Origin of the sequence: Sulfoacidibacillus ferrooxidans, from assembly GCF_022606465.1 — a bacterium.
GTDB classification, from domain to species: domain Bacteria; phylum Bacillota; class Bacilli; order Alicyclobacillales; family SLC66; genus Sulfoacidibacillus; species Sulfoacidibacillus ferrooxidans.
In genome coordinates, this window is record NZ_JALBUF010000001.1 from 266,690 (window position 1) to 293,105 (window position 26,416).

General features: G+C 44.5%; 23 protein-coding genes and 1 other annotated feature. Of the genes, 4 read left to right on the top strand and 19 right to left on the bottom strand.

Going from position 1 to position 26,416, the window contains the following annotated elements; translation table 11 throughout:
• Positions 1-3: 3 nt before the first annotated feature.
• The 18 genes from MM817_RS01460 to pdhA form a co-directional block, all read right to left on the bottom strand.
• A complete protein-coding gene (locus tag MM817_RS01460; RefSeq protein WP_241711661.1) occupies positions 4-324 on the bottom strand; it encodes a cell division protein ZapA in 321 nt (106 codons plus the stop codon).
• Complete coding sequence (gene pheT, locus MM817_RS01465; RefSeq protein WP_241711662.1) at positions 317-2,746, bottom strand: phenylalanine--tRNA ligase subunit beta; 2,430 nt, start codon at positions 2,744-2,746, stop codon at positions 317-319. Before pheT ends, MM817_RS01460 begins: the two co-directional genes overlap by 8 nt.
• A gap of 42 nt (positions 2,747-2,788) precedes the next feature.
• Positions 2,789-3,829 carry a phenylalanine--tRNA ligase subunit alpha gene (pheS, locus tag MM817_RS01470; protein WP_241711663.1) on the bottom strand — a complete coding sequence of 347 codons (1,041 nt, stop codon included), beginning with the start codon at positions 3,827-3,829 and terminating at the stop codon, positions 2,789-2,791.
• Between the two features lie 49 nt (positions 3,830-3,878).
• Positions 3,879-4,142, bottom strand: a binding site (T-box leader).
• A gap of 69 nt (positions 4,143-4,211) precedes the next feature.
• Entirely contained in the window at positions 4,212-5,024 is an 813-nt protein-coding gene (locus MM817_RS01475) for a TrmH family RNA methyltransferase (RefSeq protein WP_241711664.1), read from the bottom strand.
• A gap of 13 nt (positions 5,025-5,037) precedes the next feature.
• Positions 5,038-6,699 (bottom strand): dihydroxy-acid dehydratase, encoded by a 1,662-nt coding sequence (gene ilvD, locus MM817_RS01480; RefSeq protein WP_241711665.1) that lies wholly within the window; start codon positions 6,697-6,699, stop codon positions 5,038-5,040.
• 71 nt (positions 6,700-6,770) lie between these two features.
• Positions 6,771-7,733 carry a 2-hydroxyacid dehydrogenase gene (locus tag MM817_RS01485; RefSeq protein ID WP_241711666.1) on the bottom strand — a complete coding sequence of 321 codons (963 nt, stop codon included), beginning with the start codon at positions 7,731-7,733 and terminating at the stop codon, positions 6,771-6,773.
• A 73-nt stretch (positions 7,734-7,806) separates the two neighbouring features.
• Positions 7,807-8,166, bottom strand: a complete 360-nt coding sequence (rplT, locus tag MM817_RS01490; RefSeq protein WP_241711667.1) for a 50S ribosomal protein L20 — start codon at positions 8,164-8,166, stop codon at positions 7,807-7,809.
• A gap of 64 nt (positions 8,167-8,230) precedes the next feature.
• Complete coding sequence (gene rpmI, locus MM817_RS01495; RefSeq protein WP_241711668.1) at positions 8,231-8,428, bottom strand: 50S ribosomal protein L35; 198 nt, start codon at positions 8,426-8,428, stop codon at positions 8,231-8,233.
• A gap of 69 nt (positions 8,429-8,497) precedes the next feature.
• Positions 8,498-9,013 carry a translation initiation factor IF-3 gene (gene infC, locus MM817_RS01500; RefSeq protein ID WP_241711669.1) on the bottom strand — a complete coding sequence of 172 codons (516 nt, stop codon included), beginning with the start codon at positions 9,011-9,013 and terminating at the stop codon, positions 8,498-8,500.
• A gap of 330 nt (positions 9,014-9,343) precedes the next feature.
• Complete coding sequence (locus tag MM817_RS01505) at positions 9,344-9,934, bottom strand: COG1361 family protein (RefSeq protein WP_241711670.1); 591 nt, start codon at positions 9,932-9,934, stop codon at positions 9,344-9,346.
• Entirely contained in the window at positions 9,931-11,880 is a 1,950-nt protein-coding gene (gene thrS, locus MM817_RS01510; protein WP_241711671.1) for a threonine--tRNA ligase, read from the bottom strand. The genes MM817_RS01505 and thrS overlap by 4 nt, the downstream gene beginning before the upstream one ends.
• A 324-nt stretch (positions 11,881-12,204) precedes the next feature.
• The gene (gene ytxC / locus MM817_RS01515; protein WP_241711672.1) at positions 12,205-13,137 is read right to left on the bottom strand and encodes a putative sporulation protein YtxC; all 933 of its coding nucleotides are present in this window, start codon (positions 13,135-13,137) and stop codon (positions 12,205-12,207) included.
• 103 nt (positions 13,138-13,240) lie between these two features.
• Positions 13,241-14,056, bottom strand: a complete 816-nt coding sequence (locus MM817_RS01520; protein ID WP_241711673.1) for a dienelactone hydrolase family protein — start codon at positions 14,054-14,056, stop codon at positions 13,241-13,243.
• 60 nt (positions 14,057-14,116) lie between these two features.
• Positions 14,117-15,547, bottom strand: coding sequence for an NAD-dependent malic enzyme (locus MM817_RS01525; protein ID WP_241711674.1), 1,431 nt, complete (start codon positions 15,545-15,547; stop codon positions 14,117-14,119).
• Positions 15,548-15,566: 19 nt separating this feature from the next.
• The gene (lpdA, locus tag MM817_RS01530) at positions 15,567-16,976 is read right to left on the bottom strand and encodes a dihydrolipoyl dehydrogenase (RefSeq protein ID WP_241711675.1); all 1,410 of its coding nucleotides are present in this window, start codon (positions 16,974-16,976) and stop codon (positions 15,567-15,569) included.
• A gap of 4 nt (positions 16,977-16,980) precedes the next feature.
• Complete coding sequence (locus MM817_RS01535) at positions 16,981-18,360, bottom strand: dihydrolipoamide acetyltransferase family protein (RefSeq protein ID WP_241711676.1); 1,380 nt, start codon at positions 18,358-18,360, stop codon at positions 16,981-16,983.
• A 33-nt stretch (positions 18,361-18,393) separates the two neighbouring features.
• On the bottom strand, positions 18,394-19,374 hold the full coding sequence (locus MM817_RS01540) for an alpha-ketoacid dehydrogenase subunit beta (protein ID WP_241711677.1): 981 nt from the start codon (positions 19,372-19,374) through the stop codon (positions 18,394-18,396).
• 14 nt (positions 19,375-19,388) lie between these two features.
• Entirely contained in the window at positions 19,389-20,453 is a 1,065-nt protein-coding gene (pdhA, locus tag MM817_RS01545; RefSeq protein ID WP_241711678.1) for a pyruvate dehydrogenase (acetyl-transferring) E1 component subunit alpha, read from the bottom strand.
• Positions 20,454-20,684: 231 nt separating this feature from the next.
• Between pdhA and MM817_RS01550 the strand changes: the two genes are divergently transcribed.
• From MM817_RS01550 to MM817_RS01565, 4 genes are read left to right on the top strand one after another with little or no spacing between them, the layout of a single operon-like run.
• Positions 20,685-21,425: an alpha/beta hydrolase gene (locus MM817_RS01550; protein WP_241711679.1), complete on the top strand. Its 741-nt coding sequence runs from the start codon at positions 20,685-20,687 to the stop codon at positions 21,423-21,425.
• Positions 21,426-21,469: 44 nt separating this feature from the next.
• Positions 21,470-22,489 (top strand): AAA family ATPase, encoded by a 1,020-nt coding sequence (locus tag MM817_RS01555; protein ID WP_241711680.1) that lies wholly within the window; start codon positions 21,470-21,472, stop codon positions 22,487-22,489.
• Between the two features lie 2 nt (positions 22,490-22,491).
• Entirely contained in the window at positions 22,492-23,610 is a 1,119-nt protein-coding gene (locus MM817_RS01560; protein ID WP_241711681.1) for a DUF58 domain-containing protein, read from the top strand.
• A 5-nt stretch (positions 23,611-23,615) separates the two neighbouring features.
• Entirely contained in the window at positions 23,616-24,827 is a 1,212-nt protein-coding gene (locus MM817_RS01565) for a DUF4129 domain-containing protein (protein WP_241711682.1), read from the top strand.
• Between the two features lie 28 nt (positions 24,828-24,855).
• Here MM817_RS01565 and MM817_RS17175 read toward each other — a convergent pair whose 3' ends face one another.
• Positions 24,856-26,400, bottom strand: coding sequence for a C39 family peptidase (locus MM817_RS17175; RefSeq protein ID WP_241711683.1), 1,545 nt, complete (start codon positions 26,398-26,400; stop codon positions 24,856-24,858).
• Positions 26,401-26,416: the final 16 nt, after the last annotated feature.

Sequence of the window (26,416 nt, forward strand, 5' to 3'; positions counted from 1 at the left end):
TAGCTACTTCTTAATTTCTAGTTCAAGCGCACTGAGCAATGAATCGTATTCAGACGAGATAGTATCATATTCCTCCGCTAAGTTTAGCGCAGTCAAAACTGCTAACGTTTGAAAATCTAAACGGGAATTCTGATCAAATAATGCATTCATTTTACCGTCGACTAGTGCAGCCAAGCGCGTCAGTCGCTCGGACGAACCAGACCCCCGCAATGTATACGATTGTCCAAAAATCGTGACCTTTACGCGATTTTGTTCGTCGTTCACGTCTACCATCTCCGCGGGCTCCTTTACAGTGGTGTCTTCTACTTGTCTCTCGTTATTCACGCAAAACCGCTCCATGGACAGACTTAACATGTTGGATGATACGATTCATTGTCGTCTCCATTTCCTCATCTGTCAATGTCCGCAATAAAGAGCGAAAGGATAAACGTAAAGCGATGCTTTTACATCCGCTTGTTACACCATCTCCAGTGTAGATATCAAAAACTGAGATCCCGTATAATTCCTCTCCAGCCACTTGTGAAACTGTATCCAATACTTGTTGTGCAGGAAGTTTGTCATCAACGACGAGAGCCAGATCTCTTTGCACACTTGGGAAACGCGGAAGTTGTGTAACGGCTAGTTTAGTCTGAGTGGCTCCAACTACTGCATCCACATCTATTTCAAAATAATAGGCGACAGATAGATCATAGGCATCGCATACAGCCTGATGCAATCGTCCAACTCTCCCATGCTTTTCTTCTCCAATATAGATATCTGCGCCCTGCCCACCATGAAAATACGGCATGTCGGAGCGCGCAAAAGTGACTGGAAGCGCCACGCCAACGCGCATAAGCGCACTCTCTACAATTCCTTTGGCATCATAAAAATCATAGGGACGAACAGTGTCATATGGATGCAATGGTCTTTGCCGTCCCAACAACAGCCCTGCCAACATCACTTGTTCGTTTGGTTGTTCTATTAAAGGGAACTGCTGTGCAAGATATATTTTCCCAATTTCAAATAACCGCAGATCTAGCTGCCTGCGACTGACATTGGTCTTCGCCACGTCTAGCAAAGAAGGGAGCATTGTTGTTCGCAACATGCTGTGTTCATCGGAGAGCGGATGCAAGAGAACGATCCCACGTCCATAGGGATGATCTAATGGAATGCGCACACGCGTTAGATCTTCTGGTGAAATGAATGAATACGTCACCGTTTCCTGAAAACCTTGCGCGATGAAGTGATCTGTGAGTACGCGCGACATATATTGGTTTTTCGTCAATTGTCCTGCCGTGAGTGGTCCTTCGATCATCGTCGTTGGAATATGATCATATCCAATAAGCCGTGCAAACTCCTCAATCATATCTTCTTCAATCGTAATATCGGCTCTGCGCGGTGGGACAGTAACAACTAAATCATCAGATTGTGCAGACACATCAAATTGAAGCCTCGCACACACGTCTAGCATTTCTTTTTCCGATACAGGAAATCCCAACAACTGCGAGACGCGTTTCTTACGAACAATCACCTTCACATTCTCGTTATTGAAAAGCGCCTCACCCTGTATCGAGGGTGCCGATGCAACGCGCCCACCTGCATATTGCACCATCAGGTCAACCGCTCTCCCTAGTGCTAAGGTGACCACGGTTGCGTCTAATCCTTTTTCAAATCTCACCCCTGCTTCTGAGCGCAACTGCAATATGCGTCCTGTTTTCCTTGTCTGTAGTGGATCAAACAAAGCAGATTCAATTACCACAGCTGTCGTAGAAGGTGTAACCTCACTCTCTTCACCACCCATGACTCCAGCTAGCCCGAGCGCTTTTGTTGGATCAGCAATCACTGTCATATCTTCTGTCAGCGTACGCGTTTGCCCATCGAGTGTGGTGAGTGTTTCACCTGCTATCGCTTGTCGTACGACAATTTGCTGGTTTGCAATGGCAGCGTAATTAAATGCGTGCAAAGGTTGCCCCCACTCAAACATCACGTAGTTAGTGATATCGACGAGATTGTTAATTGGCCTCATACCTACTGCTAGCAAGCGCATTTGCATCCACATGGGCGATGGGGCTAATACTAATCCATCTACCACTTGACCTGCATAACCAGTGCAAGCCTTTGTATCTAAGCGAATAGACAGCGTCTTTACATCATCTTCTGGCGTTTGCAAAAGAGGGGAAGGCATACGTACCTGTCGGTTGAAAAGAGCAGCCACCTCATAGGCTACGCCGCGCAAAGATAGACAATCCGAACGGTTTGGCGTCAGTTCAAGTTCCATCACTATGTCGTTCAAGCCTAAGTAGTCATTGATGTCTACACCTACAGGCGCATCACTTGGTAAAACGAAAATACCAGTCGTCTGATCCTTTGGAAATGAATGCGGATCAAGCCCTAATTCAGCTACTGCACAGATCATTCCTTCTGATGCAACACCGCGGAGTGTGGATGTCCCGATCTCCATTGACGGTAATTGCGCCCCCACGAGTGCCACAGGAACGCGTTGTGTTGCAGCGACATTGTGAGCACCACATACAATCGTCAAATGGTTAGATCCGCCTACATTGACTGTACATACGCGCAAACGATCTGCATTTGGATGCTGTATAACCTCGATCACTTCACCTACGACCACACCAGATACTCCTTGCACAAGAGGCGCCATATGCTCCACAGGGATCCCCGCATTGGTCATTTTCTGTGCAACTTCTTGTGGTGTAAGATCACTGATATCTACATAATCCGAAAGCCATTTCCATGTGATTTTCACAATATACCTCCCTACGATAACCTACACATGCGTTCGTTGTTCCTATCGAACTAATTTTGCAAACTGTTCTAATAGCCGCACATCATTTTGATAAAATTGTCTTATATCCTCCACGCGATAAGCTAACATCGCTATCCTCTCTACGCCCATCCCAAATGCAAATCCGCTCAATTCGCGTGCATCGTATCCTTGCATCTCAAGTACACTTGGATGTACCATGCCACACCCTAAGATCTCAATCCATCCAGTATCTTTACATGTACGACAACCACTACCACCGCAGTAGATGCAGCGAATATCTAATTCTGCGCTGGGCTCAGTAAACGGAAAGAAACTTGGACGCAAACGAACTTCCTGATCTTCGCCAAACATTTCTCTCGCAAATTGCAACAACATACCCTTTAAATCACTCATTCGAACACCATGTCCTACAACCAAACCTTCTACTTGCATAAACGCATGAGAATGTGTAGCATCATCATCATCCCTGCGATATACTCTGCCGGGAACGATAATGCGCACATTGGTTTCAGGATAAAGCGCTGCAAGTGTGCGCGCTTGCACAGGAGAAGTATGTGTTCTCATGAGAATTTCCTCAGTAATATAAAAAGTATCTTGCATGTCCCGCGCTGGATGGTCCTTTGGCAAATTTAACGCTTCAAAATTATAAAAATCGAGTTCAACCTCTGGCCCTTCTGCTACCGTAAACCCAAAGCCAAGAAAAATATCTTCAATGCGTCGTACCACTTTATGCAAGGGGTGTTCTGCTCCTAGATAAGGCATGCGTCCAGGTAGGGTAATATCAATCGTTTCCTTCGCTTCCTTCTCTTGTACAGCCGCAAATTGTAAAGCATCTTTGCGTTCTTTATACGCCTGTTCAAGCGCGGCCCGAACATCATTTGCTATCTGCCCAACGAGTGGACGCTCACTTGCTTCAAGAGTTCCCATCGTACGCAATATACCAGATAGTTCACCTTTTTTACCTAGATAGCCTACCCGCCAAGCCTCCAACTCTTCTAGTGTCTTGTGACTAGTCAACGCAGATAGCGCCTGCTCTTGTAACTCCATCAATTGTTCTCTCACCTGGGTCACCTCATATTGTATCTATAGTAAACCACAAAAAAAGCTTTCGCCAAGGGACGAAAACTTCGTGGTACCACCCTTATATAGAAGGTAGCCCACCACATATCCGTGAACTTGTTCACGCAATATAGGTAGCCAACTTCCCTCATCGTCCACAATAACGCGTGGATCGCGGATCAACCTACATACTATCCGTTCAATTGATCTCCTCGCGAGTGAACTTCCCTATAAGATTGCACGAGACGCTCTCAATCTAGGCGCCAAGTCCCTGAATGCAATAATAAATAGGTACTCTCTCGGTCATCAGTTTCCACTATGATACAGCAGGAAGAGTATTCTGTAAAGTCTGCCCAACCATTCGTTTTGACTTCACTTCTTTGACTTAGCTCAGGCGTTGGCGCAGTGCTTCATACAACATAATACTTGAAGCTACTCCAGCATTTAATGACTCTGTTACACCAGGCATGGGAAGAGAGAATGATGTTGCAAGGCGCTCCTGCAAAGCATGTGTAATACCCTGCGCTTCTCCACCAATCACAAGTCCCATTGGGCCCCGTAGATCTGCTCCATACAAAGAAGTGGTCGCGTGTGCATCGGCACCAAGTAGGTGAACATTCGCCTCTTGTGCGACTTGTAACAATTCCTCCACTACTGTCTCAAGCACAGGTATCGTTGCGAGTGCACCCATAGTGGATCGAACTACTTTAGGATGAAAGAAATCCACCGTACCCTTAAGCGAAATGACACCACGTGCCCCTACGGCGGCGGCTGTACGTATCATTGTCCCAAGATTGCCTGGATCCCTTACACCGTCTACGATCAGCACGACATCGCTACAATTATTCTGACACTGCCCCATCGCAAAGAAGGTATGCAGCGGTTGTGTATCGATCTTCACAACCGCTATCACCCCTTGCGGATGAACCGTATCAGCCACTTGCGCAAAAATGTGTGTAGTCATTCCATACACAGGGATATGTCGTTGTTCACACTGCTCCACTACTGACTCTATATCCAGTCCTTCTACACTAGGATCATATAAAAGGCTAACGATGTGTGCACGACTCTCTAGATACGTGTGAACACTGCGTAGTCCTTCAACCAGATAAGTACCTGACTGTTCTCTATACTTTCGTTCTTTGAGCGCCGCCCACGCCTTCACTCGCGGATTGTGCGCTGATGTGATATATTCCAAAACGTTCCCTCTTTCAGTCTGTAAGTACTGCCCCAGTATTTGCCGAGGTAACAAGTCTTGTATAGCGCGCTAACCAGCCTCGCTTAACAAGTGGTTCAGGAGGTTGCCAAGTCTCCATACGCTCTTGCAATTCTCTATCAGATACGAGAACTTCAATGATGCGTTGATCTGTATCAATAACAATAACATCACCTTCTTGTAACGCTGCAATCGGCCCTCCAGCCGCCGCCTCAGGCGAGATATGACCTATGCTAATCCCGCGTGTGGCACCAGAGAAACGCCCGTCTGTAATGAGTGCAACATCCGCACCAAGCCCCATCCCCGCAATCGCCGACGTGGGTGCCAACATCTCAGGCATTCCCGGCCCACCTTTTGGACCTTCATAGCGGATGACGACTACGTCTCCTTTTTTCACGCGCCCACTCTTGATCCCAACAGATGCTTCATCTTGAGAATTAAAGATGACACAAGGCCCCTCAAAATGCGTAATAGCAGTTGCCCCGCTTTTTATCACAGCACCATCAGGCGCAAGATTGCCTGTAAGAACGCGTAATCCACCTTGTTGAGAATGAGCGTGTTCAATAGTATGAATGACATCTTCATCAACTATGGTTGCTTCTGCAATATTTTCCCCTATCGTTTTTCCAGTGACAGTCATACAATCCAGATGTAAAAGCCCTTCTTTTCGCGACAACTCACGTAAAATAGCAGAAATTCCACCTGCCCGATCGACATCTTCCATGTGCCAGTCAGAAGAAGGACTCACTTTACAAATCTGTGGAACCAGTCGGGAGATCTCATCTACACGCGTTAGTGGGTAGTCTACCTCCGCTTCATGGGCAAGGGCGAGTGTATGTAATACAGTATTTGTCGAACCACCCATAGCCATATCAAGAATAAATGCATTGTCAAGAGAATCTTGCGTCACAATATCCCGTGGTTTGATTTGCTGTTCAATGAGATATTTTAAGCGGACGGCAGTTTCCTTTACTAATTCTTCACGACGTGGATCAATAGCTAGTATAGAACCATTACCAGGTAATGCAAGTCCAAGCGCCTCTGCTAAACAATTCATCGAATTAGCCGTAAACATTCCAGAGCAAGAACCACATGTCGGACAGCCGTGTTCTTCAATATCTTGAAGTTCTGATCGCGTCATTTTACCAGCTTGATATGCACCTACACCCTCAAATACAGACACCAAGTCAACAGTCTTACCACTTGTGGTTTTCCCTGCTTTCATCGGACCACCTGACACAAAGACAGTCGGAATATTGACTCGTAGGGCACCCATTAACATGCCTGGTGTGATTTTATCACAATTAGGGATACAAATAAGTCCATCAAACCAATGCGCCTGAGCCATCGTTTCTAAGGAGTCTGCAATCAGTTCCCTACTAGGCAACGAATAACGCATACCGATATGCCCCATCGCAATGCCATCATCGACACCAATCGTATTAAATTCAAAGGGAATCATGCCTGCAGCGCGAACAGCTTCTTTCACAAGCTTGCCAAACTCTTGCAAATGCATATGTCCAGGAATAATTTCTACGAATGAATTGACAATCCCGATAAATGGTTTATTGAAATCTTCATTTTTTAATCCCGTAGCTCGTAACAAACTGCGATGAGGAGCTTTTTCAATCCCCTTTTTCACCATATCACTGCGCATTAGTTCTCCCACTCTCTCAGGTTATTTCATGATCTATGGATATTCTGATTATTTTAACGCCTTTACTGCGATTACACAATAGGAGTGAGTGGAGAGTTACCGATTAAAACCTCGTAAATATTATCCGCAGCTAATTGTGCCATCTTCCTACGAGTTGCAATACTCGCACTACCAATATGAGGAAGAGCTACAACATTTGGCAACGTGAGAAGTGGATGCGAAAGTGCAATTGGTTCTTGCTCAAACACATCTAATCCAGCTCCATACAATTGACCCTGATGCAAAGCACGATATAGAGCAACCTCATCTACGACAGGTCCTCTGCTAACATTAATAAGAATTGCGGTTTTTTTCATCAATTGCAGTTCTCGCTCACCAATCAAATGATGGGTCTCTTGTGTAAGTGGAGTGAGGACAACCACGTAATCAGATAATTGCAAAACACCATCCAACGTTTCATAGGATACTCCTAAATCTACTTCAGTTTCTGTTTTGCGCTGCCGATTATGATAGATCAGCTTCATTCCAAATCCGCGCGCACGACGTGCTACTCCCTCACCTATACGTCCCATACCTATCAAACCAAGCGTCGCTCCGTAAACATCCTGGCCAGCTAAGAGAAAGGGCGACCATGATTGCCATTGACCAGATCGCAAAAACTCAGATGATTCAGGTATTTTTCGCGCTACTGCAAGCAGAAGAGCAAATGTAAGATCAGCTGTCGTTTCATTGAGTACATCTGGTGTCGTTGTGACATGAATCGCGCGCTGTTTTGCCGCTTGTAGATCAATATTGTCGTATCCAACGGCCATATTTGCGATAATACGCAAATGGTCTCCATGACTCATAAGAGTCTCATCCATCTGATCAGTCAGCATCGACAGCACCGCGTCAACCTGCGCTATCTCGCGATAGAGAAAGTCCCGTGTTGCCGGCTGATCTGCTTCAGGCCACATCGTGACATCTGACACAGTCTTTAAACGCGCTAACACATCGGCAGGAAGCCATCTTGTCACAAGTGTCTTTGGTTTCATGTCATTCTCCTTTTCAGTATAACAAAGGGCCACACTCCCTATGGGAACATGTGACCCTTTACCGCACGATGATTTACGCTTCTAACTTCGATTTTGCAAGTGTTGCCAATGCAGTAAATGCATGTGCATCATACACAGCCAAATCAGCGAGCATTTTACGGTTCACTTCAACGCCCGCTTGTTTTAAGCCAAACATGAGGCGGCTATACGACAATCCGTTCAAACGAGCTGCAGCGTTAATCCGCTGTATCCATAAACGGCGAAAATCCCGCTTCCTGACGCGACGATCCCGATATGCATACATCAGAGATTTCATCACTTGCTGATTAGCCGTACGGAATAAACGATGCTTTGAACCAAAATAACCACGCGCTAATTTTAATATCTTCTTATGGCGACGGCGCGTCACTATACCGCCTTTAACTCTTGGCATGACAAATCCTCCTCAAATCGTGGCGCTAAACATAGCACCTATCCTACAAAAGTCGTACTGCTTTTTACAAATACGTTACTAACTGTTTAATTCGTTTGAAATCGCCAGGGGATACCATACCCGAATGACGCAATTGACGTTTGCTTTTAGGCGACTTTGAAACAAACAAGTGACTCGTATTTGCATGACTGCGCTTCAACTTACCAGAACCTGTTTTCCTGAAGCGTTTTGCAGCTCCACGATGTGTTTTCATTTTCGGCATTGCTGCATCCTCCACATTCATACCCGCAAATAGGGGTTTGATCTCTCACTTGCGTCGTCTGTAATTCTCTTAGGAAGACTTCTCCACACTTTGACGCGGATTGATGATCATAATCATACTGCGCCCTTCAAGTCTCGGAGACCGCTCAATAATTCCAAAGGGCTCAAGTTCTTTCGCCATTTTTTCAAGAACAGCTTGACCGATGTTTGAGTGGGTGATCTCTCTCCCGCGAAAACGAACAGCCGCTTTAACTTTGTCGCCTTCTTGTAAAAACTTTACCGCCGCCTTGACCTTTGTCTCAAAATCGTGGTCTTCAATATTCGGCGTCATGCGAATTTCTTTAATCAACACGACTTTCTGATGCTTACGAGCTTCTTTCTCTTTCTTGCTTTGCTCATACTTGAACTTTCCATAGTCCATGATTCGACAAACGGGTGGTTTTGCCGTCGGAGCGACGTTGACAAGATCGAGATTTTTCTCTCCTGCAATGCGAAGAGCATCACGCAGATTCACAATGCCTAATTGTTCTCCGGCTTCGTCAATCAAGCGCACTTCGCGTGCACGGATGGCATCATTAATTTGCACATCATCCTTGCTAATTGAACAACACCCCCTAGAATTCACACACTTACTACATAAAATATCAAAGCAAAAAGCGCGGTAATCTACTACCGCGCTCGCACTCACTCATTCACGCTACCATGGTACTTCACTTATATCCGCCCATGTGCACTGAACCCATAGATACTACTTCGTAGATCCCGGGGTGAGAAGCGAACGCTTCTACTTGTTGCATTCAATGTAGTGATTATAGCGTAGATCGTGCCAGATAGCAACCCACAGCACAACTGTCCATATGACGCTGCGCTGTGGGAACACCTGTAAGCGCAGTTGCTTTACAACATTTACAAAACATTACTTGTGCTGTTTCTTCCGCCATGTATCAAACGCATACGATAATAAAAGGAGGACAACAACAATACCAACTCCCCATATCGCATGATCCTGTATAAACCCGAACGTCCCTAAGGATCCTGTAGTGTTTACAATCCGCACCGTAAAAGGAATCGTTGCAACTGATATCGGCTTACCTATTCCTTGCACCTCATCAATGTGAACGATCCGCTGATAAGTGCCAATCGATTGATTTTGAGGAATATTGATATACATCCCGATATGCACCGTTTGTTTAGGTGGCAATGTGACTTGTTTTGGATAGACGTTCAGCAACCCACCCGTTATTTGCACCTGTACATGCTCTATCTCACCACCTGTATTTGTAACGACTATAGGCGATAAGGTAACACTTGCACCAGGTGGCTGTGGCGCGAGCAACGTCTGGCTATAAGAGATACTCAGCTGATGGGTCGTTATGACAGATTGCGTGGCTGCATACACTGGTTGTATAACAAAAATACAGACAACTACAGTAAACACATAAAATAGTTTCCTGTACACACTTTGCACATGCATGTCACACCACTTCCATAACACGTCACGCATCATGCGGATTCATCGCTCCCACGAGTTGCAATTTGCACAACTAGCTTTTGCACAAACTCGTCAAGGCCTATCTGCCCAACATCTCCCGCCACACGTTGTCTAACAGACACTTGCCGCGTTTCCAATTCCTTTGCGCCAACTACAAGCATATATGGAATTTTATCAAGCTGTGCTGCGCGGATCTTATAGCCGATCTTTTCCTGACGAACATCCGCTTCCGCCCGAACTCCGTGCTCGCGCAACAAGTCGACGACAGACTCGGCATATTCTTGTTGATGATCAGTGACAGACAAAACGCGCACTTGTATCGGTGATAACCAGAGCGGAAATGCCCCTTTATAATTTTCAATCAAAAATGCTACCATTCGTTCCATCGTGCTAACGATACCTCGATGAATCACGACAGGGCGATGCGGCTTCCCATCTTCACCGATATATTCAAGTTCAAAGCGCTCAGGCAGATGAAAATCCAATTGCACAGTTGACAACGTTTCTTCCTTGCCAAGAGCTGTTTTCACTTGAACATCTAACTTGGGACCGTAAAATGCAGCTTCGCCTTTTGCTTCAGTATAAGTCAGACCTAATTCATCAAGCGCTTGCCGCAGCATACTTTCTGCCTTATCCCACATGTCGTCATTGGCTACATATTTCTCAGTATTTGCTGGATCGCGCAATGACAGGCGATAAGAAAAGTCTGTAATCGAAAAATCGCGGTACACACGCTGAATTAGCTGCACTACGCGCGCAAATTCTTTTTGGATTTGATCAGGTGTACAAAAAAGGTGTGCATCATTCAACGTCATCGCCCGCACACGTTGTAAGCCAGCTAACGTTCCAGACATTTCAAAGCGATGCATCAAACCAAGTTCCGCAATTCGTAACGGCAAATCCCGATAACTACGCTGCTCTGATTTGTAAACCATCATATGGTGCGGGCAGTTCATGGGCCTTAGCACGAATTCTTCATTTTCAACCTGCATCGTTGGAAACATATCTTCATGATAATGCTCCCAATGACCACTTATTTTATACAGTTCCACACTACCTAGCACGGGCGTATAAACGTGCTCATAACCAAGGCTCTCCTCTAGATCAACAATATAGCGTTCTATGGCTCGCCTCACCTTCGCCCCATTTGGCAGCCAAATCGGCAAACCGGCACCCACTTCATGTGCGAGCGTAAATAACTTTAACTCTTTGCCAATGCGACGATGATCGCGTTCTTTGAGTTCCTCTAACCATTTTAAGTGTGCCTCTAGCTCTGATGCCTTTGCAAACGCTGTAGCATATATGCGAGTGAGCTGTTCGCGGTTAGAATCTCCCCGCCAGTAAGCTCCAGCTAGACTGAGCAATTTAAACGCCTTAACCTTACCAGTTGACGGAAGATGAGGTCCTCGACATAAATCCGTGAATTCACCTTGCGTATACAGGGTAATCGTTTGATCTGCAGGTAAGTCGTTAATGATCTCCACTTTAAAGCGATCATTGCGTTGTGCAAAAAAAGCCAACGCATCTTCTCTACTAAGCACCTGTCTAGTAATTGGAAGATCTTCTTTAATGATTTTTTTCATTTCTGCTTCTATTGCAGGAAATTCTTCAGGTGTAAATGTATGGTCAGCAAAATCATAGTAAAATCCATGTTCAATCACAGGTCCAATCGCAAATTTCGTATTTGGATAAAGCCGACTGACTGCCTGTGCCATGATATGTGCTGTTGTATGGCGATATACTTCAAGTCCTGCCGCATCGTCAAGGGTAAGAATTTCAACATCACCATCTTCTTCAATCGGGCGTGACAGCTCTACGACTTTTCCATTGATTCTCCCTGCGACCGCTTGTCGTGCAAGCCCCCCGCTGATGGACTGTGCAATGTCGCCAATCGTCGCTCCCTTTTCCCATACTTTCTCAGAACCATCTTTTAAACGAATAACCATCTGTTCTATGCTCATCGTCCCATTTCACCCTTCCCTGTGTTTGTAATTAATCGATTTACCTGTTCTTTTAACATGAAAAAGCGCCCCCGTCCCTGCTCTATCGCAGGGACGAAAGCGCTACCGCATCCGTGGTTCCACCCAAGTTCATGTCAGAAGAAATCTGACACCTCTCTACGCATAACGCGCGCGACGGCTTGGCTTATGAACAAAAGTTCGATCGCCAGCAGCTCCTGAGTGGTAGATGTATGTCGCATTCGTGAGTGCACTCTCACCAACTCATGTGCACTCTCTCTTCACGGGCCAACAAACATCCATATCTCATTCTTAGCCAATTCAATATTAAATCGTAGTATAGACAGAAGGTACGCCTTTGTCAATTGCCGCCACAAAAACATCACATTCGGGGCAACAATCACACATTTCTAAGCGATCACCAAAAACTCGAACGACTGTCTTAGCAAATCCAAAATCAGCATCATCCGTGTGCAAAATTACCTTTTGTGGAGCATGAGTGATGAGTGCACTCATCAGTACATCTTGTGGATGAAGATCTTCCTGGTCAGCGTGATTGGCTAAATTTTCAACCTCTGAGACATCAAATGGCTGTAAGTTTTCTGTGAAGGCTTTTGCCGACTCTCCAACTGCAAGCACATGCACCACCGTCTGAGAAGTGGGTGTCGTGTCTAAAAAGTATCGTAACAGATCAATATAGTCTTCATACTCGCGACTTAGTAGATAATCATCCACTGTACAACGCGTTAACTCTTGCAGTTCACGCAAATAATGCATAAAACGAAACCGCAACAACCCGTCTACATGCACTTCATGTGGAGAGTCGCTCAGTATACTATTTAATGCGTCATTTAACTGCAAAGAAAAACTACCCAACCAATCATTTTCTAAAGCAAATGTTGCCCATTGAAGCAATCGTCGAGAACCAGTTCGTATCACCTGTACATAGATTTTATCCCTTAAGTACTCAATTTCCTCCGGATTCAAATAACTATGTTCACGTGCTAGTTCCTTACCAACATAGCGATGCATCCAATGACCCAGTATGTATCTCATCAATATTTGTGAAAGCCATTCTACTGTGTCAATGTCTTCATCGCATCCATCGATCACAAGATCGATAAACAGTGGATGCTCAGGATCCCCAACCTCGAGAAAATACAAAACGCCATCACGAGCTTTTGGAATAGAGAGACGCTGCAACCATTGCAACAAATCCCGAACATCTTCAGGGTTCATCATTCGCAAACGGTACGTCACCTTACCACCCTCTCGGCACCATGCAAAAGACATACCCACAGTATACGGAAAAGGGGGAGATGATATACGTTGCAAAAGGAAAACTACCAATCTTGAAACTGCCTCAACTCAATGCTTGATTAAAAAATGTTAGTACTTTAGCATACGCATCGCGACTAGCATCCGGATCATATGATCTTCTCGAGTCGTTAAAAAATGCATGCTCCGAGTCTTCATAAATATAAGATGCAAATGATTTGCCACGCTCTTTCAATTCCTGTTCAAATGCAGGCACGGCATCCGTAATGCGGTGATCGCGGCCCCCATAAAATCCAATGAGCGGACATTGAATGCGATCTAGCAATTCAGGTGCTGGTGCATTTCCGTAGAAAATACTAGCCGCATGAAGTCCTTCATCGTGACATGCGAGAAGGGCAGAAAGTGCTCCACCCATGCAAAACCCTACTGATCCTACACGTTTCCCCGCAGTGTCAGCATATCCTGTGCGCAGAAAGTCACTGGTAGCGACTAATTGGTCTATATAGAGGTCCATCCTGAGTCCGCCAAATAAAGCTCCAAGCGTCTCTCCAACTTCTTTTTGTTGAACGGGTGGCAACTTAGCCAATGCAGCATCTCGTGCCGCTGCATCTCCCCATGCGCCAGGCGGAAGTGAATCTAAAAACTGCTTTCCTGCTTCAACGCGCGCAAACGATAACTCCGCTGGACGTTCGCCATTTTTTGCGTACAAATCTGGTGCAAACGCAACATATCCTGCTTCTGCAAAGCGACGGGCAATGTGTGATATATGCTCATCGACTCCCCAAATCTCCTGAATGACGATAATAGCAGGTAATTTACCCGTTGCACGTGTTGGCTTTGCAACATAACCGGTAAACTGTTCACGATCACCATATCTGATCCAGTCCGTATGTAAGCTCATGTAACCATCTCCTCATAAGTAATCTAAGAAACGACACTAAACATCTATGCACCATGACGTTTAGTTAGACTGAGCATAATCAGATCGTTCCCGCCTGGCAACACCCGTTGCAATAGCTGCATCAATGACTGCTAAACTTACAGCACGGCTAATTTTCTTATTAAACACACTTGGAACAATGTATTGTTCATGAAGCTCATCATCCGTGACAATCGATGCAATTGCACGCGCAGCTGCAAGTTTCATTTCTTCATTAATGACACTTGCACGACAGTCTAACGCACCTCTAAAAATCCCTGGAAAACACAGTACATTATTGATTTGATTGGGATAGTCAGAACGCCCAGTAGCTAGTACCCGAACATATGGTTCCGCTTCCTCTGGATCAATTTCAGGAAATGGATTGGCCATGGCAAATACAATAGGATCTTTTGCCATCTTTTTCACATGATCTATCGTAAGAACGCCTGGACCCGATAAGCCAATAAACACGTCAGCCTGTGAAATAGCTTCATCTAACCCGCCATGAACTAATTCTGGATTGGTATGATCTGCATACCAACTCCAGATTGGGTTTTCATAGTGCTCTGAACGTACTAAGACACCATGCCGATCAACGCCAATCACATTTTTCACGCCTGCAGAGAGAAGAATTTTCGTGCATGCAACCCCGGCTGCTCCTATGCCTACGACTACAACTCGTAAATCTTCTAACTTTTTGCCGACCAATTTCACGGCATTGAGAAGTCCCGCCAACAAAACTACAGCAGTACCATGTTGATCATCGTGGAATACAGGGATATCTAACTCTGCACGCAAGCGATCTTCAATCTCGAAACAACGAGGTGAAGAAATATCCTCTAAATTAATGCCGCCAAAAGTAGGCGCAATCGCCTTTACAATACGAACAATCTCATCTGTATCTTTCGTATCTAAGCAAATAGGAAAAGCATCGACATCGGCAAACTGTTTAAACAACATAGCTTTCCCCTCCATGACAGGGATAGCAGCCTCTGGGCCAATGTCGCCTAAACCTAATACTGCAGTACCATCAGATACAATAGCAACCATATTGCGTTTAATCGTCAGTTGGAACGCTTTTGACGGATCTTCCTGAATGGCTGTACAAACACGAGCCACATCTGGCGTATACACTCGAGATAAATCATCGCGATTTTTTACAGGAATTTTAGGGTGAATAGAAATTTTTCCACCTAAATGCATTAAAAACGTGCGATCTGATACATTGACCACATGCACACCAGGAAGATCAGTCAAAGCCTGTACAATTTGATCTGCATGATCGCGATCAAATGCCTGTACGGTCACATCGCGTGTTGCCGTATTTTTCGTCACACGAATAACGTCAACTGCAACGATATCTCCACCAGCGTCTCCTATGGCACGAGTCAATTGGCCAAAAGCGGCTACTGACTGATCCAATTCTAACCGTAAAATCAAACTCATTCCGGTTCCGCGTTGAAGCGCCAAGCATACCCCTCCGTCTCCCTTACTTCACCAATACATGAATAGGCAATCCTAATGCAACTTCGGACGCTTCCATAACCATTTCACCTAAAGTTGGATGCGCATGAATGGTAAGCGCGATATCTTCAAGAGTTGCACTCATCTCAATGGCTAAACCAAGTTCAGCAATCAGATTGGACGCCTCATGACCGATGACTTGTGCACCCACGAGCAATCCTGACTCTTTATCGGCCATCAACTTTACATATCCAGCATCTGCATTGAGCGCCGTTGCACGACCATTAGCTGCATAAGGGAAGCGTCCAATTACCACTTCTTTATATGCCTGCTTCGCTTCTTCTTCAGTCAACCCCACCACTGCAATTTCAGGATCAGAAAACACAACTGCAGGCACACAACGATAATCAACGATACTATGTTGCCCCGCAATCACCTCAGCTGCCACTTTGCCTTCGTATGATGCTTTATGTGCAAGAGCTGGGCCTGGGACAATATCGCCAATAGCATAAATATGGTCGAGATTTGTCTTACATTGCGCATCCACAGCGATTAATCCCTTTTCCGCCATCTGAATCCCAATCGTTTCAAGACCGAGTTCATCTGTGTTAGGGCGTCTTCCTACCGTAACCAATACATAATCTGCAGTTACTGTTTTTTCTTCACCCCGTACAGTAAAGGTAAGAGTGACATCATCTTTTGTCTCTTTCACAGACTGGGCAAGTGCATCAGTAAAGATATCCACATTGTATTTTTTCAAATTGCGAAGAACAAGGCGTGATAACTGCGCCTCAAAGGTAGGTAAGATCGAGCTTGTTCCTTCAACTATCGTCACTTTTGTTCCTAATTTTGCATACGTCTGCCCAAGTTCAATGCCTATGTAGCCCCCACCTATAACAATAAGGCTTTTTGGCACTTCGCTTAAAGAGAGTGCTTCTGTCGAAGAGAGCACACGATCACTGTTTGGAATAGACTTTAATTCAATAGGGCGTGAACCTGTGGCAATAATACAATCTTCAAAGTGATAATTATGACCTTCAACCTCAGTCATCACGCGAATTTCATCAGGTTTAACAAAAAAAGCTTCACCAGAAATCACTGTTACTTTATTGCCTTTTAGCAACGTTTTCACGCCACCTGTCATTTTATCAACGACACTTTGTTTCCACTTTTGCACTTCTGAAAAATCCAAGGATGCTGTCGTGGAAATCCCCGGAAATAATGACTCATGTGCTGCTTCATAACGATCTGCTGCTGAGATTAGTGCTTTTGATGGAATACATCCACGGTTAAGACAAACACCGCCTACTTCAGCTTTATCAATCAGGGTAACCTGTCTACCTAATTGTGCGGCGCGAATAGCCGCCACATATCCACCAGGACCACCACCAATAATCACTACATCTACTTCTTCTGTCAATTCTCCTACTACCATTACCTTACACCTCCAAGAGGAACAATTGCGGATTAGCTAATAAATTCTTCAATTCATTCATTGCGTGTTGCGCCAATGCGCCATCAATAATCCGGTGATCAAAGCTGAGCGATAAGGCCATCATCTGTCCACCCACCACTTCACCATTTTTCATAATGGGCCGCTCTGTAATCCGTCCTACACCAAGAATAGCCACTTCCGGATAGTTGATAATAGGCGTGAAAAACATCCCCCCCGCCGAACCAATGTTCGTAATCGAGATGGTACTGCCTTTCATTTCATTTGGCATTAGTTTACCCGTTCTTGCACGCGATGCCAAATCATCAATAGATTTCGCGATCGTCCACATATTTTTACGATCAGCATCACCTATCACAGGAACCATTAATCCACGATCTGTATCCGTGGCAATCCCTATATGATACGAGCGTTTTAACACTAACTCTTGTGTTTCTTCTTCAAATGACGCATTCAGTTCTGGATACTTTCGCACCGTTGCAACCAGAGCTTTTACAATGAAAGGTAAATACGTAATCTTGATTTCTCTCTCTTGTGCTAGCGATTTAATTTCTTGACGCAGTTTCACAAGCTCTGTCACATCTACCTCATCCATGATGGTAACATGAGGAGCTGTGTATTTGGATTTTGCCATCGCTTGTGCAATAATCTTACGTATTCCCGGCAACGCTACACGCTCTTCAATAGTCACGAGTCCACCTACTGCAGTAGATGATGTAACTTGGGTTGTTATCGGCACTTGCGTGTTGTGACCATCGCTCGACTGCATTTCATGAGCGGCAACTTGCTCACCAACTACAACATGGTCACCACCCTGTACAAAAGTGGCTACATCTTCCTTTGTTACCTTACCGTGTGCACCCGTTCCATGAATTTGTGAAATATCGACATGTTGCTCCCGTGCAAATTTACGCACGCCAGGAGTAGCAAGCACGTCGTGAGCTACGCTCCTAATCGCATCATCAGCTTTTACAGGTGCTGCATGTTGCGTATGTGCTGGAGATTCTGTTGCCGGTGCAGACGGACTTGCCTGCGCCACGTGTTGTGCAACACTTTCTAAACCAGCTTGTTGAACACCTGACGTCTTTTCATCTTGTAAAACAGCGGCATCTCCATTGCCCTCTCCAGCTACCTCTAGAGTGATGATTAAATCGCCGACAACTACTGTCGTTCCGTCTGGAACTTTTATATCAACCACTTTACCATCTACAGGACTAGGCAGTTCAACCATTGCTTTATCATTTTCAACTTCCGCCAGTGCGTCATCTTCCTTTACTTCATCACCTGGCTTAACTAACCATTTTTCAATGCGTCCCTCGTGCAATCCTTCACCTAATTCTGGAAAATGAAATACATATAAGCCCACTGTAATCACCTCTTTAGTCAAAACTAACTCAAATTATAAACTCATAACTTTTTCAAGAGCACTCATAACGCGTTTCGGAGTTGGCAACCACTCGTCTTCAATCATAGCAAATGGATAAATGGTATCAGGTGGTGCAATGCGCAACACAGGTGCCTCGAGATAAAATATGGCTTGTTCGTTAATTTGTGCAACGACCTCAGCTGCAATTCCCGCAGTACGCTGAGCCTCTTGCAATACCACTGCGCGATGCGTTTTTTTCACGGAAGCCACAATGGTTTCGATGTCAATAGGACGAATCGTGCGAAGATCAATCACTTCAGCTGAAATACCCCGCGTTTTCGCCCACTCTTCAGCAGCTTTTTCCGCTGTATGAACCATCGCTCCATATGAAATAATCGTCACATCTTTGCCTTCACGAACAACCTTAGCTTGCCCAAGTGGAACTGTATATGCTTCTTCTGGGACTTCTTGTCGAAATGATCGGTATAGCTTCATGTGTTCTAAGAAAAAGACCGGATCATCATCGCGAATAGCAGAGATCAGTAATCCTTTTGCATCATAAGGATTGGACGGAACGACTACTTTAATGCCAGGCATTTGCGCCAAGACGCCTTCCAAACTATCCGCATGTAATTCAGGTGTCTTAACACCTCCACCAAAAGGCGCTCGATACACAATCGGACAACTGTAGCGTCCGCCTGAGCGATAGCGCATCCGAGCAGCTTGACCTGCGATCTCATCCATGGCCTCAAACACGAAACCAAAAAATTGGATTTCAGCAATAGGACGAAAGCCCTGAATAGAAAGTCCTGTCGCAAGACCTGCAATACCAGATTCCGCTAACGGCGTATCGAAAACGCGTTCAACACCGTACTTTTTTTGTAATCCATCCGTAGCCCGAAAGACGCCACCACTTTGACCTACATCTTCACCAAACAATAAAACCTTTTCATCGCGACCTAATTCCAAGTCCATCGCATTTGAAATCGCTTGAATCATTGTCAATTGTGCCATGAGAGCATCCCACCTTACGAGTCAAATTCGGTGCGCTGCGCAATCAAATCTGCAGGCAATGTTTTAAACATACTATCAATCAATCCAGGAATGGTCATTTTCTGATAAGCGTCCGCCTTCGCTAGAGCATCGTTAACTGCTGCCTTTGCCTCTTCAATGACAAGATCTTCATCTTCTTTAGACCATAAGTTTTTACTTTGCAAAAAGTTACGAAATCGCACAAGAGGATCTTTCTTTTGCCATTCTTCTTCAAGTTCTTTGCTCCGATAACGTGTTGGATCATCGCCACTCATCGTGTGCGGACCATAACGAAACGTCATGGTTTCAATTAAACTCGGACCTTCTCCAGCTCGCGCGCGATCAACTGCCTGTTTCATTGCACCATACACAGCAAGTACATCCATTCCATCGACTTGAACACCAGGGATTCCTGCTGCCACCGCTTTATTGGCCAATGTTTCAGCTGCTGTTTGTAGGGCTACTGGAACAGAAATAGCAAATTGGTTATTTTGCACCACAAACACTGCTGGTGCTTGATAGGCACCCGCAAAATTGATCCCTTCATAGAAATCTCCTTGCGATGTTCCGCCATCCCCAATATACGTAAACGCCACACGCTTTTCTTTGCGCAGTTTGAATGCTAAAGCCGTTCCTGCAGTCTGAACAATTTGTGCCCCAATGATAATCTGAGGCATAATGACATGTACATCTTGCGGAAATTGGCCTCCGTGTTGATGTCCGCGCGAGTACAAAAATGCTTGATATAAAGGCCAACCATGCCACACTGATTGTGGTACATCACGATAACTTGGAAATAGAAAATCTTCTTTTTCAGTTGCTGCTTCACTGCCTATCATGCTAGCTTCTTGCCCACCTACTGGAGCATAAAACCCTAACCGACCTTGACGAGTGAGTTTAATTGCACGCTGATCCCAAATGCGTGTAAAAACCATCTTGTGCATCAGAGAGCGCAGTTGCTCATCTGTAAGATTAGGCATTAAACTAGGGTTTACAACGTTTCCTTCTGCATCGAGAACTTGGAGATAAGTGGTTGGTTTAGTTGGCGCGATTGCGCTCATGTGCGTTCACCTCGAACGTAGTGTCATACAGTCATTTTCAAACAAACAGCGTGTTTATAAGATAATACAGCTTCTTGATATAGTATAATACAGATCATTAAAACTTGCGAACTTCTTTTTAAGTAGGACAGAATCTGTTACAAACGATAAGGCATCTGCTCTACTTTTATTGTTAGCTCACAAACCGTTTCAATATATGATTGTTCTGTATCATCGAAAGGGGACAACTACATGGACGCTCCAAAACGCAGAATCGTCGGTCATACTCTATACAGTGCTCACTTGAACGAAGAACGAACCGTGAAAATTTTTCTACCTCCTAACTACGACGAACAACTTACCTATCCCATTCTCTATTGTCATGATGGCAATGAATTTTTTTCGCATGGGCGAATTGCCACGATTGCAGCAGACATGATTCTAACAGGACAACTAACGCCCTGTCTGATTGTAGGAATTGCAGTAAACCATGAACGAAGAACGGCCGATTACTCTTTATTTGGCGAGCGCAATGATGCATACATCCGCTTTGTCACAACGGAGTGCATTCCCTACATTGAGAGTCTTTACAAAGTGAAACATGATCCTATGTACCGAGCAATGGCTGGCATTTCACTTGGGGCTGTCGTCACCCTTGAGTTATCGTTTGAAACTACTCACTTATTTAATCATATGGCACTTTTCTCCGGAGCCTATTATAATGAAGTCCTAACATATGCTAGTCGAATTCCGACTGCACATGCAACGTCCGTGTTTATGTTAGTTGGTGAACAAGAAACAGACGTAGAGACACCAGGTGGGCACCATGATTTTTTAAAAGCCAATCGAGATATGAAAGTCCTCCTAGAAGATATGGGTTTAGATGTAACCTATCAAGAAGCACCTGGAACACATATATGGGGTTTTTGGCAGCGTCATATCCCAGAGGTTCTGCATTTCCTTGACCGGGGATGGAAGGAAAGCAGTACATGAACAGTAAGTATCGCATTTTTGTAAGATAGAGGAGACGATTCATTTTGCAAGACCATGTAGACATAGAAGCAAATTCCAATTCATTAAAACAGTTGATTACAACTGCTACTGATCACATATCAGCATCGTTATTTGGAGTAGAGAATGCCATTGAAGAGTTATTTACTGCGTTTTTAGCACGCGGACATATTTTGCTCGAAGATGTACCTGGAGTTGGCAAAACAGAACTCGCTAAAGCGTTTGCATATCAAGTTGGATTAACCTTTAGAAGAATACAATGCACACCAGATATGCTGCCAGCGGATATCCTAGGGGCACTCATTTTTAATCCTAAAACAAGCGAATTTCAACTTCGCAAAGGTCCTATCTTTAGCCAACTATTGCTTGTCGATGAGATCAACCGCGCGTTACCACGCACGCAGTCTGCATTACTAGAAGCGATGGCGGAGGGACAGGTCACCATTGACGGTGAAACGCACATGTTACCACAACCATTCATGGTCATCGCGACACAAAACCCGATTGAGTCACAAGGTGTTTTTCCACTTCCTGAAGCACAACTTGACCGGTTTCTTTTAAAAACCTCATTGGGTTACCCTAATTCCGAACATAGCTATCATCTATTGAGTTACCATCTGAATTTACCTGTTGATCTGTATACAAAAAAGAACACCACACCAGAATCTTCTACAAATGATGCCGATACTTATGAGTCAAGTCTAAAGACGTTCTCTCCTTTATTTAATACTGTACAACATGTACAGTTACATGAAGATATTTTGCGCTATATGATTGCCATTGCCGAAGCGACACACTCTCATCCGGATATTGAAATTGGTGCAAGTCCACGCGGTATGATCATGATGGCAAAGGCTGCAAGAGCCCTTGCAGCAGTAAAAGGGCGCAACTTTGTCATACCAGATGATGTGAAACGCGTCGCTCCTCTGGTACTCTTTCATCGCCTCGTATTTCGCGGCTTTCACCAAGAACAAGATCTCCATCCACGCGAATGGATGATGAATTTGCTTGAATCGATACCCGTTCCCGTGGAAGAAGGCATGTAATCATGAGCGTTGCCATTCTCCTATTCATTTTATTTTTATTGGTATTATTATTTTCCTGGAATTCTATATGGCAACGCTATGTACCTCCGCATATTCAAGTACAGTTATCTGTTTCCAACCCATCCATTCGGTATGGTGAACAGGCAGAACTACACATTATCATAGAAAATCGCTCCTCTCTACCTGCACCAAATGTACTGTGTTTTTTTGAACTGCCACCACAAATTAGCTTGCATCAGAAGTCAGATAACACAGAATCAAGTATCCTTTCAAAAACAAAAAAGGCGGAAGAAGTTTCATTTGTTATCGCAATGCGACCACGTGAAAGCGCAACGGTTAGTTATCCGATTTTCGGCATACATAGAGGTCACGGCCATATTCAAAAAATTCGCGTGGAGCTTTCTAACGGATTCTCCACTTACCAATTTACCGATATCGCAACATACTGCGATATCGTCGTTCATCCCGCTCATCGATCATCATCCCTAATACAACAGTCTTTACACAAACGCCCAGGGACAATGCCTACGTTGCGAAAATTATTCCCCATGTCTACCGATTGGGTCGACCTTAGACCCTATCAGTCCGGTGATTCAATGCGAGACATTGCGTGGATGATCAGTGCAAAGCAGCGAGAACTTGTCGTATTTGAACGTGCCACTTCTTTACGCCAGCAAGTGCTGATCGTGTCAAATATTCAACTGTATAAAGACTACTGGTCAGGCAATATCCCTAGTGTCATAGAACGCATTTATGAAGAAACCATGGCATTAGCACTATCTCTTCTCTCAAGTTCAAACGCATTGATCACCATATTAACTAATGCAATAAAAGGACAACGATCACATGCCTACCAATTACTACACATAGAGGGAGCAGCTACTTCCCGCAATCAATTTCGCATTGGTCATGAACTAGGAAGGCTTTCCACTTATGCAATGGATCCAATGTCGGCTGTGTTAGCATCCATCTATAGATCACAACTGGCTCCTACTCACATCATGATACTCACTGCCTATGAAGACGAAGATATGTTGCAACAGTATCATCGACTGACTCAAGTCGGCCATGAAATTCATAAAATAATGATCCCTATTCAACCTATCCAAGATCAGGAGTGAGCAGTATGAACTGGCCAGCTGCTTTATCAGACCTAACCATGAGTGCTGGCCTTACGGCTATACTTAGCGGTTTAATCACAACCACAGATATCTCTTTAACGCTTTTTATTACCTTCTTTATTGGCCTCTTATACATATATAGCTATCATTTTTTAAAAACACAGCGCACTATTCTTGGACTGCTGTTTGGTGCGATGATCTTACTGATCGTATGTACGATGATTTTCACTACGGTAGGTATTGCCGTGATGAGTATGTTTGGTTTTATGTTATTTTTTGTACGCTCCTATCTCTCTATCGGAACAACGCCAGATGATACACCAAGTATGCGCAACTTATTCATCGATCTTGTCCTCATGATCATTTCGCTGACAATTGCTTTCAATGCCAATGAATATCTCGCTTTGCCAGCTACGCTATTTGCGCTTGTGGTTCTGTGGCGTATTGCGGCTTTGCGTTATGCCGATATCTATAGTTTACGAAAGGTTACAAAACAACACATTCCATCTTTATTTAGTTCCATGTTTAGCTTGGGGTTAATCATCACTGTGGTTTCTGTGATCCTTGTCTCTATGCATCAGGCAATCTTCACTCTCTTTGGAAAAATAATTTGGCCCATTGTCAATATCATTGGAAACGCATTTTTTGCATTATTTGATATGCTTATTGCACATTTACACGACTCGAACCATCACCACCATCAAAAGATCGCATCAAAGGGTCCATCTGCATTAGAACAACTACAAAAAGCGCATGCAAGTGCACATGTACCATGGTGGTTACACCAAATTTTCCTCCTTATTTTAGCGTGTGTCATCATTTATCTGTTCATGATTCTATGGAGAAAACTTGCCATTCATCAAAAGATAAATACTGACGTCGTCAGTCCAACGATTGTACGATCTAAGTTACCAAAAAAGAAAATGAAGACGAACGTACCACCTACCCCTTTACGTACACTGTTTAAAGAATGGGTACATGATATTGAACAAAAAGGCGTACTAAAAACACGACATCATTCGACTGCTCGCGAACTCTTTATCAGTAGCAAGGCTCATGAACATGACAATTCCAACAGTCATGAGCGCATGCTTCCAGATGTGACAGAAACTTTGATTACACGGTATGAAAGAGAACGATATGGGGGGGACATTGCAAGTGGACAAGAAGTTGAAGACTTACGAGCTGCTTTAAAACTCGCCAAGTCACTGAAATAATAAAAACGAACAAGAAGAGGATACCAAGCTAATTGGCATCCTCTTCTTGTTCAGTGGCTGCTTCTGTATTTTTCTTCACGGTTACAGCTTGACTGCCAATCTGTTTCCAGCTACCCCAAAACAGTTTAGCATTGACGCGTTCCGCCTGATCTCCGTTTAATGGATTATCGAGATACAAACTACCATGTCCGTAACCGACTAACACAACTGCATGTTCATCAAATGTTGCGTGGACAGGTCCATGATCACTCATCCATGTGACCCAATCAGTAACGGGACGAAAATAGACATTCGTCCATACTTCAACAGGGCGACCACTTTCTAGCACACGAATAATCTGTTGCGGACTATCCCCAGTCAAATCATCAACGTCGTGCGGAAGATATCTTTTCATAAGTTGCGCAATGGGGCCATTGTATACACCATATCCTGGTTGACCAGACATCTTACCCACGAATCCATCATTTGGATTACCCCAACGTACCACTTGCCCATCATCTTCAACTAAAGGCGTCTTTGCTCTCGCTACTTCACTTGCAAGAGTCATATTGGTCACCGGAATTCCTTCGAATTGGAGCAAAATTGATAGTGAAGTGACCTCGCACCCATTGGGTAACTCAGGCATTTGGCAAATTGATTTGACAGGAAGAATCACTTGGCGCGGCATGGGTAAAAATACGCCAGTGGTATTTGGCAAGTTGCCATTTAACAAATAACTAAGGTTATTTAAGATTTGCTGTGCCGTGACTGCAGTTAAAGTCTGTGCAGAACTCGTTATACCCGTTGCATGAAATAATGATAACTGAGTTGCCCACATATAGGGACTCATATCCAAATGATCCATCATCCGTGAAATATTTTCATGCTCTGCAAATACTTGAAGCCATTGTGCAGCCTGACCTGCCGTTATGGTCTGATCAGAGTCGACATTCAATCCTGCTAACCAAGATGCAGGTGAGAAGGAACGGTTGCTAAGGTGGGTTACTGTATATTGTAAGCCAGCCATAAACCCACCTTCAGTCGTAAGCGGTGCGCGATGCAAGTCTGCCCATCCCACTGGGCTTAGTAAGGCCTGCATATGTTGGTGCGCTACATATCGTTTAACATTTTCTATAAACGTGTGAGCACTATCTACCGTAAAATAAGAGTTATGTGGCATGGACTGAAACCATCCCGCCTGTGTTGCAAATGCCATAGGTGTTTGATTGTGAAGCGTAATACCAAACATAGCCGTAAGCATGCTCGCTGCTTCACCGCGACTAAACGGCTGCGAGACGCTAAATGTATACGAATTGATGGTGGGAATGTGATCTAACCACCCATTGTCTCGATCAAAAGAAATAATATTCCCCATTGGCGAACCAGACTGAAGAACATCCCAATAGGGTGTTGATCCTGCAAAAGAAGGTACTGAAGGCACAGCGATCGCCGTTAATTCAGTCATCATATCCCCTGCATCCATCCACTGTGTTGCATCAGGATTTGTTGAGGACGCAAATGCAGACGTAATGTACGCTGCAGATCCGAGTGTTACAACTACGACAATCATATATGTCAGCCATTTACGCCTCACCACTATACCCCCATCG